This window comes from Bacillus sp. 491mf (genome assembly GCF_900112415.1).
In the GTDB taxonomy this organism is placed as follows: Bacteria; Bacillota; Bacilli; order Bacillales; family Bacillaceae_G; genus Bacillus_A.
Map to the genome: position 1 here is coordinate 69,367 of NZ_FOLV01000010.1, position 13,682 is coordinate 83,048.

Here is a 13,682-nt window from a genome sequence, read left to right on the forward strand (position 1 = left end):
TCCCTCCTACTTTTTTAGTTCACATAGGTATCAGTTAAAGGGGCTTTTATGAAAGGATAATTGTGAAAAATTGTTTTGAAGTGCGTTATCCATACGCTCGAACTCGTTAGCTACAGAATGAATGTTGCTAACGGCTTGTTGAAAGGCGCTATAAAATTGTTTCGTTAATTCCAAAGCTTGTTGATTCGCTTCTTGTGCTTTGGCGTTGACGGATAACGTTGTACGTGACGATTTGGTTATGGATCTACTTGTGGCAATTTGAATCGTATTGGCAGCTGTTCCCATTTGCGTTGCGATTTGTCCTGCCGTTTGAAAATTACTTTGAAATTGTCCCATCACTTGAATCCTCTCTCTCTTTTTCTGTCGAGCCTTTCAGAATTCGTTCGAAATATTTCGAATTTATCAATAAATTAGTAAACTATGAAAATTATATCATATAAAAAATTCCAATGATTGTATATTTTTCTTTTTTGTACCTTCTCAAAGCATTTCATTTGATGTATCCTGTTTCCATCTCCGCCAAACGCTTCGGCAACGGATTATGTAGTTTTAGATACTGGGCAAGCTTTAAAAGGTTTTCAGAAGAAGAAATTAGAATACTAATAACTGAGGTTTTACGTTATAGGAATAAATGGAGGACTTCCACAATGCTATCAAGTTAGGCTTTTGAACTGCATGCAAAAAAAGCCGTTCTCCTATAAACAATGGAAATCGGCTTTTGTAATGTATTATGAACACCCCTGTTCATGTAACAAGGATTAAGATTTACTAGCAATGATCATAAATCGTTTTGAATTGGTACGGATCCCTTTTTCCGTTTTGTTCGCTGCAATAAATGTTTGCAAAATGTCAAAGTCCTCTTTCGTTTCACCAAATCTCGGTATGATCGGTGTGTGTTTTAATAGAAAAATGAGATCTTCAGGTGTTTCGTAGTAATCAATCACATCATACTCTAAGACTTGCACATCAGCAAAGCCCGCATGTCTTAACTCGCTAACATATTTTTCTTTTAATGTCCCGTCTTTTTCCCCTAAGCATTGCCCTCTTCCAAACGCTTCTTTTACGTTCAATTTATCATGTTTACTAACTTGCTGCGTGAAGAAGATGCCGTTCTTTTTTATTACTCTTGCTACTTCTGCCGCTACAAAAGGGGCGTGACAACTAGACACAATGTCAAAAAAGGAATGCGGAAACAGCAAATCTTCAGACTCCATTTTACAAAATCTAACGTTTGAAACGCGTGATTTTTCCAAGTTAGACTGTGCCTTTTCTATCATTCCACTTGCATTATCAATTCCTATCATAAGTAAAGCAGTCGATGCAATGTTTAATACATTCTCTCCTCCGCCTGTACCAATATCAAGCAACACATCTGAGGGTTTGCATCTCTTCACTACTTCTTCATAAAACTCCCATGTAGCACCTTCCGTTACACATTTAAGATTACTAAAATCCCAACCATTTGATCTTCCGACTGTATCATAAAAGTTTTTGTAATCTAATTCATTCATTTTGTATGTCCACCTTCCAAAAGAGTATAAAATCTAAGGTTATAAATCAAGCCTGTTCCCTATTTTAATAATAGTAGTGACTCCGTTTACGTTTCCGAAAAAGGGCAGACTTCTCCCTTGATGGCTGGTACGCGTTTTATCCAACCCGAAAACTAATTACTTCGAACAATACGGAAAGCCATCCACTTCACCCCATTTGAAAGATTTATATTAATTATACTCTATGACATTTTTTGTGTACATTGTAAAATTCATACTATTAGATAAAAAAAAGAAACGGCATACTCACCGTTCTTTACAATATATCGGCGCTTCGACACGATTTAAAGACTCTTCGACGATATTCGAAACACAAGCAGTCAATTCACCGAGCTAAATCATTCCTTTCGTAAGAAATAACGTTACATCTTCTCTCCATTCGATGCGATCACATCTTTATACCAGAAGAAAGACTTTTTCTTCTTCCGTTCCAATGTTCCCGTGCCATCATCATGTTTATCGACGTAAATGTAGCCGTAGCGCTTAGACATTTCTCCTGTTGAAGCACTTATTAAATCGATGCAGCCCCAGCTCGTATAGCCCATCATTTCAACACCATCTTCATGTATCGCATCACGCATTGCTGCAATATGCTCTCGTAAATAATCGATGCGATATTCATCATTGATCGTGCCATCTTCTTCAACTTGATCATAAGCCCCGAGCCCATTTTCAACTACAAAAAGCGGTACTTCATATCTATCATACAATTTGTTTAGTGAGATTCTTAAACCGGTTGGGTCAATTTCCCAGCCCCAGTCACTTGCTTTCAGGAATGGATTTTTCAAACCTGACAGAATATTCCCTTGCGCTGTTTCTTGTTCAGTCTTGTCTTTTTTCTCCGTACGAGACATGTAGTAACTGAAACCGATATAGTCTACTGTATGCTTCTTAATTAATTCTAAATCCCCTTCTTGCATTTCCAGCTCAATACCGTGCTTTTTAAAATAAGAATTGATGAATGCTGGGTATTCTCCTCGTACTTGAACATCCGCACAGAAATAATTGAACAAGCGCTCTTCTTGAAGTGCATACAGTTCATTTTTCGGATTACAGTCATATGAATAGACTGGTGCAAATATAATCATACAACCAATTTTTGCATCTGGAATCATCTCATGACAAGCTTTTACAGCAATGCTGCTCGCCACAAATTGATGATGAAATGCTTGGAAAGTCGGCTGATATTGATCCTCTTCTTTTTTAATTGAAAAGCCAAGACCCATAATCGGCATAATTAAACCACTGTTAATTTCATTAAATGTCATCCAATATTTCACTTTAGTTTTATAACGATTGAAAATCGCATTCACATATCTTTCAAAGAACGTAACCACTTCACGATTTCTCCAGCCGCCATAATTCTTTACAAGATTTACTGGCATTTCATAATGAGAAACCGTAACAACTGGTTCAATTCCGTACTTCGCTAATTCATCAAATACGCGATCGTAAAAAGCTAAACCTTCTTCATTTGGCTCTAGTTCATCACCATTTGGGAAAATCCTTGTCCAAGCAATGGACATTCGAAAAGCTTTAAAACCCATTTCGGCAAACAATGCAATATCTTCTTTATAACGATGATAGAAATCAATACCTTCATGGTTTGGATAACTATATTTTGTTTTATCAATTTCAAATTGAAAGCCCGGCTCTTGTAATATTTTAAGTCGTTCTTTTCCTCCTGGAAGGGTATCTGCGATATTTAATCCTTTATTGCCTTCATGAAATCCGCCTTCCATCTGATTGGCAGCGGTAGCACCGCCCCATAAAAAGCCTTCAGGAAATTTTCTCATTTGTTTCTCCATTCCAATCCACTCCTAAACTTAGAATATTTGGTTAATCGAGTTGTTCTCCATTTGATTCAATCACTTTCTTGTACCAGTGAAAGCTCTTCTTTTTCATTCTCTTTAAAGAGCCTTTACCGGCATTATCTTTATCTACATAAATATAGCCATAACGTTTTTTCATTTCACCAGTAGAAGCACTGACAAGATCAATTGGTCCCCAGCTTGTATAGCCGATAATGTCTACTCCATCTTGGAGCGCTTCTCCCATCTCTTTAACATGTTGTTTTACATATTCAATCCGGTAATCGTCATTGATTTCCCCGTCAGGAGTTACTTCATCAATAGCTCCAAGTCCATTTTCAACAACAAACAGAGGCTTTTGATAGCGATCATACATCTGGTTTGCTGTAATTCGGAATCCTTTAGGATCAATCGTCCAGCCCCACTCTGATTTATCTAAGTACGGATTTTCAATAGAGCCAAATACATTCCCGCTTGTTATATTTTTTAACACTTCAGGATCTTTACTTGCTGTTCTACTTGAATAATAACTAAATCCAATATAATCAACTGTATGATTTTTCAAAATGGCTTCATCATCTTGTTCCATCTCAATCGTCAAATGATGATCTTTAAAGAATCGCTTTGCATAACCCGGATATGTGCCTCGTACCTGTACATCAATGAAGAAAAAGGACTCACGATCTTTTTCCATCGCATTGAAAATATCTTCTGGATTACATGTATATGGGTAAGTAGCCCCCGCCGCTAGCATACAACCAATTTTTGCATTCGGTATGATTTCGTGACAGGCCTTTACAGCAAGTGCGCTTGCAACAAGCTGATGATGCGCTGCTTGATATTGAATTTGTTTCTTATCCTCCCCATCTTGAAATACAAGGCCAGCACCTACGAATGGTAAATGCAGAATCATATTAATTTCATTAAACGTCATCCAATATTTCACTTTATCTTTATATCTATTAAAAATAGTTTTGGCATACTTCTCAAAGAAATGCACAAGTTTTCTATTTCTCCAGCTTCCATACTTTTCAACTAAGTGTACAGGTACATCGAAATGAGCAATTGTAACAACTGGCTCAATTCCATTTTTTAATAGTTCATCAAATACATCATCATAAAACTGTAAACCTACTTCATTCGGTTCCAGTTCATCACCATTTGGAAAAATTCGCGTCCAAGCAATCGAAACACGCAGCGCTTTAAATCCCATTTCGGCAAACAATGCAATATCTTCTTTATAACGATGATAAAAGTCTATTGATTCATGGGAAGGATAAAATTCTCCTTCGATCGGTTCAAAGGAATCGATTTTTCCCGTCATAACTTCCCAACGTTTTTCCCCCGTTGGTAACAAATCAACCGTTGTTAATCCCTTTCCTCCTTCTAAATATGCTCCTTCTGCTTGATTAGCAGCGATTGCACCGCCCCATAAAAATCCTTTCGGAAATACGTAATTAGACATAGTAACACTCCTTTACTTCTATTTAAATTAGATGACTCCCCGCTTATTTATTCCCCAGCTCCATTAAACATTCACCAGCTGTAATTTTCTTTCCTTCTGATATCACTAGATTGTATTCATCAGGATTTGTTATCACTACTGGTGTTGTCACCTTATATCCCTCTGCTTGAATTGCCGCGATATCAAATTCAATAAGCAGTTGTCCTTTTTCTACACGAGCACCTTGTGCGATATGTGCAGTGAAATGTTTTCCACCAAGCTGAACCGTATCCATCCCAATATGAATCAGCAGTTCAACTCCTTGATCGCTTGTAATTCCAATCGCATGGTTTGTTGGGAATAGTGCAGAAACTGTTCCGGAAACTGGCGAAAATAATTTACCTTCTGAAGGTTCAATCGCAACTCCTTTTCCAAGTGCACCTGATGCAAATGCTGCATCTTTAATAGTAGATAAAGCCATTACTTCACCGTTAAACGGGCTAGCAATCACAGTACTTTTTGCTTTCACCACAGTTTCTTCACGATTAGCATCTTTTTGTGTAACCGCTGTTTCATCAGCAGTTCCTTTTTCTTTGCCTAGTCCAAATAAATAAGTAAGAATAAATCCAAGTACGAAAGAAACAACAATTGAGATAATTAACCCCCAAAACGCAAAAGTGAGTCCTTCTTTTGGACTAATATAAGTTGGGATACCAAAGATTCCAAAACCGCCAATCATGTATATCTTTGCACCAGCTGCTCCTATGATTCCTCCGCCGATAGCTCCTGCAATACAGCTCATAATAAACGGTTTTTTCAAAGGAAGAGTAACCCCATAAATGGCTGGCTCTGTCACACCAAAAATACCTGAAATAAATGCCGGAATACTAAGCGTTTTCAATTTTTGTTGTTTCGTTTTTAACCACACTGCAAGAACAGCACCGATTTGTGCAAATGAAGCTCCAAACATCAATGCTAGAATTGGATCTGCTCCCATAGTGGTAATATTATTGATTGCAATTGGAACAACTCCCCAGTGCAGACCAAAAATAACCATCACTTGCCAAAGTCCACCGATTAAAAGACCTGCTACTACTGGACTTAATTGATAAACCCAAACTGTTCCATGTCCTAAAAGCTGACCAGCCCATGTTGCAATTGGTCCAATAACTAAAAATGTGATTGGTACAACTACAAGTAATGTAAGAAACGGTACTAAGAAAGTTTTCACGACATCTGGAATGATCTTTTTAAAACCATTTTCTACTTTTGCTCCGAAATAAGTTGCAAGAATAATTGGAATAACCGATGATGCATAGCTCATTAAAATAACGGGAATTCCCAAGAAAGTAATATGAATTGGTGATTCAAACATCGTGCCTGCAAATAATGTGTAAAGTGGTTTAGCAGTTGTTAATCCGGAAAGTGCTGGATAAACGAGTGCACCACCTATTGCCATACCGATGAAAACATTTCCGCCAAACTTCTTACTAGCTGTATATCCTAGGAAGATTGGGAAGAAATAAAACAGCGAATCGCCAACAGCATTTAATATTTGATACGTCCCTGAAGTATTACTCAGCCAACCTAAAGCTACTAACAGCGCATTAAAACCTTTGATCATCCCAGTTGCCGCTAAAACACCGAGAATCGGAGTGAAAATGCCAGAAATGACATCAATAAATGTATTAAATACGCCGTTACTTTTATTATCATCTGCTTCTACAGGTGCTTGTGTATGAAAACTACCAATCTCTACAACTGCTTTATAGACATCGGGCACATGATTTCCAATAACGACTTGATACTGACCACCGCTTTTCATAACAGTGACGACGCCATCCATATTTTTCAAAACATCTGTCTTTGCTTTCCCTTCATCTTTCAATTTAAAGCGCAAACGGGTAATACAATGAACAACACTATTAACATTTTCGTTACCGCCGACATTTTCAATAATGTCTTTTGCCAATTGTTCATATTTCATGATGCTCCCTACTTTCTATGATATTTTTAGAAATAAAAAACCTGAGCCAATGTGAGCACACAAAAATAGTGTGTGTATTCACATTGACTCAGGTTATGCCCAATAATGGTAACATTCCTACGAATATTTAATTTTCAAAGAGAAGTTATTTATCTCTTAAACTACTTTACTCTGATGTACGATGAAATTCATGTCGACTGGTCACCCGATGAATATGTAATGTTAAATACACGACCTCATCGTTTGATATCACCCAATTATAAGTATTCTCCAAATAGATCTTAACTTTTTGACTACATTGAAATGCAGTTTGATATTTCTGTTTTACTTGCTCATATAGAAATTGATCATTACTTTCAGCCTCTTTTTCTTTCCGAATAAATCGTATGGAAAAGAAACGAAGATGTGTTAAAAAACGCTCGTAATTCACTGAATTTTCGTCTATTTCGATTTTGAAATGATATTTTACAATATTCAAGATGTTATTAACCATTTCAGTTGCTTGCACTGCAGCCGCCATATTTTCACTTGATAACTGACTGTTAACTAAATGTAAGGCAATCGAAGCTGCTTCGTCCTCCCCAAGCCGAATACCTGTATCACTTTCAATCATATCCAACGCTTTTAAAGCAATTTGAAACTCCTGCTTATAATACTTTTGAATTTCCCATAACAATGCATTCTTTAGCTGAATCCCTTGTTTATACCTACTAATTGCGAAACTTAAATGATCTGTTAACGCAACATATAAATATTCATCCAATTTATATGAAAGTTGAGATTGTGCATAGTTCAAGATTTTCGTAGAAATGTTCAAATATAATTCAGAAGTATCTTCCAATAATTTAGCAAGCTTCTCAGAAATTCCATGCTTCTCCAATACAAAAGTCTTCTCTATTTTTGAAGCATCAATTTCCTCTCCAACTTTCTTCTGAAACACTAGTCCTCTACCCATGACAACAATTTCTTGATTCAATTCATTATTCGTAACAGCAACATTATTATTTAAAATTTTTTTTATTTCCATTGGCACTCGTCCTCGATTGAATTATTTTGTAGACTGCGCTGAAAGTGAAATAAAAAAACCTAAATTTGGACACAAGAATAACCATTTCGTCATTCTCATACAAACTTAGGTTTTGCCTGCCGAACAGTAACAATCCACAATTCAATTTGTAAACGTTTTCTTTACTTTATCTTATTACTTTATACTTGTCAAGGGGACTGGGGAATGATAGTAAAAAGCATTTGTATATGTCCGGTGTTTTCCTTTTCCACCCTTTAAAAGATTCTGTTTATGATATGTGTACATTGTAATCTTCCTCTCTTCTCTCTCAATCTTGAAGCGAGGTTTCAAAAAATAACAAAACCCACAAAGAACATGCTTTTTCTCCGTGGGTTTTTGTTATTTTAAGGAGCTTGAGGGGGAAGCTCGGCTTGATCAATTTTATTTTTCTAACACATCTGAACGAACTAGTTTTAAATCATCTGTTTTAATTACACCTGTGGAAGTAGATGATGGGTTAACTGTCGTAGCTGTATCCTATAATAGCCTCCACCTTTCCAGAGCTGTGCAAAAGGTGAATTTACTGTTTTATTTACAACACCAGCAACTGCTTTAGACTATATTCAGCAGTAACTTGATATAATGCTGCTGTAATCACTTTTTTATAATTTATATCCTCCCTCCCTTTCTTTTATCACTTCGACAAAATTACAAAAATGAAATTATACTGTACATTGCTTATACTTTTTTACTTCGGCTTAATATTGACTTACTTTCGATACATTTATCTTAGTATATATATCTTTCAATTTACTTTCATAAATGTTACAAAAGTCTTTCGGCCGTATTTTTTCCCTCCGGACGATCCCATCTCCCTTGTACATTTCAACTAGCGATTTGGTAGCATACATTTGGCAAATCATAAGAAAAGCAATCCTTCCTATTGAAGAATCCCCCCCCGACATGTAAGCGATTTTTTCAAAAACTTCCTATTATATACATACACTGCATACTTACTCCGACAATTGGAGATTATTTCAAATATACAGATTTGAGTAATGAAAGAAGGGAATTCGTTTTGGATAAAAAACTGAAAGTAGCATTTTCTGGCGGTGGGTTTCGGGCTTCATTTTATGCATTAGGGGGATATAAACGGCTAGTTGAATGTAAGTTAGACAAACATGTATCTAGTATCAGTTCTGTTTCTGGAGGTAGCATTACTGCTGCAGCTATTATGCTTGCCTTATATAAAGGGGGCGAATTTCGAAATGTGATTGATTTTGAAGAGCGTGTGATTACTCCCTTAATTAAACTAGGACAAATCGATCTTCGCACAAAATTAATTACAGACTCTTTTACAAAGCAGATCTTATCTTTGAAATCTCTTCGGGAGAAATGTAGTAACGCACTTCCAACATTACTTGATGAATACCTTTGCGGCGGAGTCCGAATGGAGGAACTACAAAGCCTTCCGATTACCTGGTATTGCAATACAACTTGTTTAGATACGATGCGAATGTTTTATTTTTCAAATGATCATATGTACGGCACATATATAGGACAAACAAATCAAATAGATGATATTTCCGTTTCTTATGCTGTAGCTACTTCAGCGGCTTTTCCGTTATTATTTGCTCCTATGTCTTTATCAGCAGCAGATCGAATCTTTACCGATCCAGACAATCGCATGCAAGGGATTCCATTAGAAAAATATGACACCCTTTGGTTTTCCGACGGAGGCGTTTTCGATAATATTGGAACGGAACCATTGATATTATCAGATCAGGACGTATCTGATAATACGAAACATAGCTATCCTCATCTAGCAAAGCATCGAAAAGAACCTATGAAATTTATCCCTAAAAACCCCGATGAAATATACTTGGTGTTAGATGCTTCTGCAGCTGAAAAAGAGTGGAAAGAAACTGAAAAACCAACACATTTTGAATTAAACAAACGCATTTTCGATACATCGAATAGTCAAATTGTGACATTAAGAAGAAAAATGCTGCGCAATCTAGATCCCAATACGTACCCAGGATTACAACTCATTCTTAGCAAACCGATTCAAACTTTATTCGATCCAAACAACAACCCTTTTTATACTGACAATGCTTCCTTACCAGACTACCATTTTTATTCGCCTCCTTCCGAACAAGAACATATCGAAAAATTATTAGCGGGACTTCGAACGGATTTGGATGGATTCCATGATAGTGAAATTCAAACATTAATACGTGCCGGTGAAATTCGAATGGACATTGCCCTGCGAACATTACTACCAGATTATATGATGAGTTTACAAAACATATCAGTCCCTTCATTCGCATCGGAAGATATGAAACAACTTTCAGATACACTACGGTCAGGTGGAAAACATCGCTTAGCTGGCAGCCTTTTTCAAAAACTTCATGATATGAGGGAAGATTGAGTGAAGGTAAGGAAATTATCCTTACGAAAAAGAGTATATGAATAAGGTGGGGGACAATTAAACTCCCCCCACCTAAAACCCTAACAGATTTAGGACAGCTTTTGTTTTCATTTCATATATGTATCTGTTACATAGTACATTCTTTGATTAATCCGGTTATAATCGCTTTATATTAATCTATTGTTTTTTAGAATCCGTTTTTATTCTTCTTACAATACCAATAATAATCAATGTTAACAAATACAGAAGAGAAAGGAGACAAACTATAGTTATAATTGGTTGCACCGAAAAAGCAAATAATACTTTATCAATTTCAGAGATTTGACTGTATTCTGTTGCGTTTTGGGGAGTAAATACAAAATATTTCTTTTCATCCTCTATCATTAACTTACTACCAACGATACTAGTTGGGATAAACGTAATGATAAATGTGAGCAAAACAATAATATACTGCAACCAATATAGAGCACTTTTCTTCAACATAAATATTCTCCTTGTGTTATTTAATCCAAATTTTTACGGAACATAATATTTCCAGTGTACATAAAAAATGATGAGATGAATACAAAAATCCCCCGATGCCATATATAGTAGTATGTATTCACATGTCTAATCAATTGAAACATACTAAAATTAGTATGTATTTTCATATATAAGGAACTAACCGAAAAGTGGACTTTTTAGTCAGCTCCTTCACTTTTCGATATGATTCAGTTCAGCGGATTGACCACTTTCGTGTCGAAGCGCCGATATATTGTGAAAAACGCTGATATATTTCAAAAAGCGGTCGATATTTCGTGAAAGTGCCAATATGAAACTTTACATAATATTTCAAAATTTGTTCGATATTTCATAGTATTTTTTTCCAAATTCCATGTTACGATTAATTGGTAATGATGAGTAAACACTTGAACTTGGTACAATAATTGGCCATAAGTGAGAACAAAAGTTGTGAGATGAACTCATTACATTTCTAACACATTAAAGGGGAGATTACATATGAAAGCAGTAGTCGTTAATAAAAACAAAAAAGCAAACATTGAAGTTATTGATAAAGAATTACGTCCGTTATGCTCAGGGGAAGCATTAGTAGATGTAGAGTATTGCGGAGTTTGTCACACTGACTTACACGTTGCGAATCATGATTTTGGTAACACAGATGGCCGCATCCTTGGTCATGAGGGTATCGGTATTGTAACGAAAATTGCTGATGATGTTACTTCACTTAAAGTTGGTGATCGTGTAAGTATCGCATGGATGTTCCAATCTTGTGGCCGTTGTGAGTATTGCGTAACTGGTAGAGAAACATTCTGTCGTGAAGTTAAGAATGCTGGTTATTCAGTAGATGGCGGCATGGCTGAACAATGTATCGTTACTGCTGATTATGCGGTTAAAGTACCAGAAGGATTAGATCCTGCCCAGGCATCATCAATTACATGTGCAGGCGTAACTACATACAAAGCTATTAAAGTATCAGGCATTAAACCTGGTCAACCTATCGTAATCTACGGTTGTGGTGGATTAGGTAACCTTGCGATCCAATATGCTAAAAATGTATTTGGTGCAAAGGTAATTGCAGTAGATATTAATGACGACAAATTAGCATTAGCTAAAGAAGTTGGTGCTGATATAACAATCAATCCAATTACGCAAGGTCCTGCTGATAAAATGATTCAAGAGACGCTTGGCGGCGCTTATGCTGCTGTCGTAACAGCGGTTTCTAAAGTAGCCTTCAACTCAGCAGTTGATGCAGTACGTGCTTGCGGTAAAATAGTTGCGGTCGGTTTACCAGTAGAAACGATGGACTTAAACATTCCACGACTTGTACTAGACGGAATTGAAGTAGTTGGTTCTCTAGTTGGTACTCGTATGGACCTAGAAGAGGCATTTATGTTCGGTGCAGAAGGCAAAGTCGTGCCAGTTGTTCAAACTTGCCCACTAGATAACGTACAAAATGTATTCGAAGACATGGAACAAGGTAAGATCCAAGGTCGTATGGTAATCGACTTTAAACAAAACAAATGTAATTGCGGTTGTAAATAATTTATAAACAATATGATCAAAAAACAAAAAGTACGGTTTCAATTTTGAACACCGTACTTTTTTCTCGTTATCTCAACCAATTGACAACATCTTCAGAAACTTCATTCGGTCTATCCCAGTGCATTAAATGCCCCGTTTCTTTGTACAACTTAGTCGTTATATCGATATGTTTCTTAAATTCAGCAACTTGCAATTCTCTTATTTTTAAATAATCATGAGGAAGATCACAATACAATAAGAGTATGTCACTCTTAACCTTGTGCAACTTCAACGTTTTATACACTGTATACTGAAATTTAACTACACCTCTAGCCGTATTACCAGTAGCGTGCCATTTCACTTTCCCATCTTCTTCTCGCATTAAATCATACACAGCACTTTCTATCAATGGTGACCATCTGCTGTAAGCCTTTTTTTCTGATTGGATAAATTCTTCTTTACTATCAAAAATATATTCATCAAAATCTTTTTCGTAGTGGGTAATTTCCTCTTCTAACGAGCGTGGTGGAACGTTTCCCTCTTTCGCCTCTTTATATAATTCCGCAAAATAATTCCTATTCATCTCGCCATGATGATAACCGCCATCTAAAAGAACCATTTTACGAACCTTTTTCGGACATTCCACTGCGTAGTGAAGTGCAACACTTGCCCCCCATGAATGTGCTACTATATGAAATGTCTCTCTTCCAATCTTCTCAAGTAATGCTACTACCCAATTTGGTGAATAACCCCTCCTTATCCACCTTACGGTCTGATTGAAGAAGAGGCTTCCTGTTTCATAGACCGTTGCATAGTAGGGGGTCCCACTGCGTCTTACACAGTCTCCACAGGCGTAGATTATACTGTTCGGACATAACCTTGCCCTACAGTTTGTAGACTTTAGTTTGTGGCAAGCAATTCTTCTAATCCTTTTTGTAAGATGTTACGGCTCGCGTTATAGTCCCGATCCAATACCGTTCCACACTTTGTACAAATGTGAGTACGAATAGAGAGAGACTTCTTCACACGATTCCCACAAACAGAACAGTCCTGTGAAGTATACTGCGGTTCTACTTTAATGAGTACACCGCCATGATTTTCACATTTGTAAGCAAGCATGTTTCGAAACATTCCCCACCCAGCATCAGAAATAGACTTCGATAATTTTCTATTTTTAACCATGTTACGAATATTAAGATTTTCTACAACAATAACAGAATGCTCTTTCGCTAAATTATAACTGAGTTTATGAAGAAAATCTCTGCGCTGATTCGCTACTTTCTCATATAGCTTGCGAACACGCCGGGCTTGTTTTAGGAAATTAGCAGAACCTTTTTTCTTCTTAGAAAGTTTTCGCTGTGCTTTCTGTAGTTGCTTTTCTTTTTCACGGAGAAATCTAGGGTTTTCAAACTCTGAACCATTAGAAAGAAC

At 36.6% G+C, this 13,682-nt stretch carries 9 protein-coding genes and 2 pseudogenes; 2 read left to right on the plus strand and 9 right to left on the minus strand.

All coding sequences use genetic code 11. The features are described from left to right. Positions 1-30 precede the first annotated feature (30 nt). From BM211_RS11980 to licT, 6 genes are all read right to left on the minus strand, one after another. Positions 31-336, minus strand: a complete 306-nt coding sequence (locus BM211_RS11980; RefSeq protein WP_141771630.1) for a TIGR04197 family type VII secretion effector — start codon at positions 334-336, stop codon at positions 31-33. Between the two features lie 422 nt (positions 337-758). Continuing rightward, positions 759-1,511: a class I SAM-dependent methyltransferase gene (locus BM211_RS11985; RefSeq protein WP_090997476.1), complete on the minus strand. Its 753-nt coding sequence runs from the start codon at positions 1,509-1,511 to the stop codon at positions 759-761. Positions 1,512-1,912: 401 nt separating this feature from the next. Further along, complete coding sequence (locus tag BM211_RS11990; protein WP_305728498.1) at positions 1,913-3,358, minus strand: glycoside hydrolase family 1 protein; 1,446 nt, start codon at positions 3,356-3,358, stop codon at positions 1,913-1,915. 31 nt (positions 3,359-3,389) lie between these two features. Next, complete coding sequence (locus tag BM211_RS11995) at positions 3,390-4,826, minus strand: 6-phospho-beta-glucosidase (RefSeq protein WP_090997479.1); 1,437 nt, start codon at positions 4,824-4,826, stop codon at positions 3,390-3,392. Between the two features lie 43 nt (positions 4,827-4,869). After that, positions 4,870-6,792: a beta-glucoside-specific PTS transporter subunit IIABC gene (locus BM211_RS12000; protein WP_090997482.1), complete on the minus strand. Its 1,923-nt coding sequence runs from the start codon at positions 6,790-6,792 to the stop codon at positions 4,870-4,872. A 166-nt stretch (positions 6,793-6,958) separates the two neighbouring features. Further along, complete coding sequence (licT, locus tag BM211_RS12005; RefSeq protein WP_090997485.1) at positions 6,959-7,819, minus strand: BglG family transcription antiterminator LicT; 861 nt, start codon at positions 7,817-7,819, stop codon at positions 6,959-6,961. 1,057 nt (positions 7,820-8,876) lie between these two features. Between licT and BM211_RS12020 the strand changes: the two genes are divergently transcribed. Continuing rightward, entirely contained in the window at positions 8,877-10,229 is a 1,353-nt protein-coding gene (locus tag BM211_RS12020; protein ID WP_090997490.1) for a patatin-like phospholipase family protein, read from the plus strand. Between the two features lie 210 nt (positions 10,230-10,439). Here BM211_RS12020 and BM211_RS12025 read toward each other — a convergent pair. Next, a pseudogene (locus BM211_RS12025) lies at positions 10,440-10,712 on the minus strand (DUF4306 domain-containing protein); the annotation flags it as partial. 516 nt (positions 10,713-11,228) lie between these two features. Here BM211_RS12025 and adhP point away from each other — a divergent pair. Then, entirely contained in the window at positions 11,229-12,272 is a 1,044-nt protein-coding gene (gene adhP, locus BM211_RS12030) for an alcohol dehydrogenase AdhP (RefSeq protein ID WP_090997495.1), read from the plus strand. A 67-nt stretch (positions 12,273-12,339) separates the two neighbouring features. Here the strand turns inward: adhP and BM211_RS12035 are convergent. Beyond that, positions 12,340-12,990: pseudogene (locus BM211_RS12035) on the minus strand (alpha/beta fold hydrolase); the annotation flags it as partial. A gap of 161 nt (positions 12,991-13,151) precedes the next feature. Continuing rightward, a partial coding sequence (locus BM211_RS27100) for an RNA-guided endonuclease InsQ/TnpB family protein (RefSeq protein WP_256217088.1) occupies positions 13,152-13,682 on the minus strand: 531 nt, incomplete at its 5' end.

Excerpts from the sequence above, each read along its gene's own strand:
- BM211_RS11980 (WP_141771630.1), bottom strand. The coding sequence starts at position 336 with ATGGGACAATTTCAAAGTAATTTTCAAACGGCAGGACAAATCGCAACG.
- BM211_RS11985 (WP_090997476.1), bottom strand. The coding sequence starts at position 1,511 with ATGAATGAATTAGATTACAAAAACTTTTATGATACAGTCGGAAGATCA.
- BM211_RS11990 (WP_305728498.1), bottom strand. The coding sequence starts at position 3,358 with ATGGAGAAACAAATGAGAAAATTTCCTGAAGGCTTTTTATGGGGCGGT.
- BM211_RS11995 (WP_090997479.1), bottom strand. The coding sequence starts at position 4,826 with ATGTCTAATTACGTATTTCCGAAAGGATTTTTATGGGGCGGTGCAATC.
- BM211_RS12000 (WP_090997482.1), bottom strand. The coding sequence starts at position 6,792 with ATGAAATATGAACAATTGGCAAAAGACATTATTGAAAATGTCGGCGGT.
- licT (WP_090997485.1), bottom strand. The coding sequence starts at position 7,819 with ATGGAAATAAAAAAAATTTTAAATAATAATGTTGCTGTTACGAATAAT.
- adhP (WP_090997495.1), top strand. The coding sequence starts at position 11,229 with ATGAAAGCAGTAGTCGTTAATAAAAACAAAAAAGCAAACATTGAAGTT.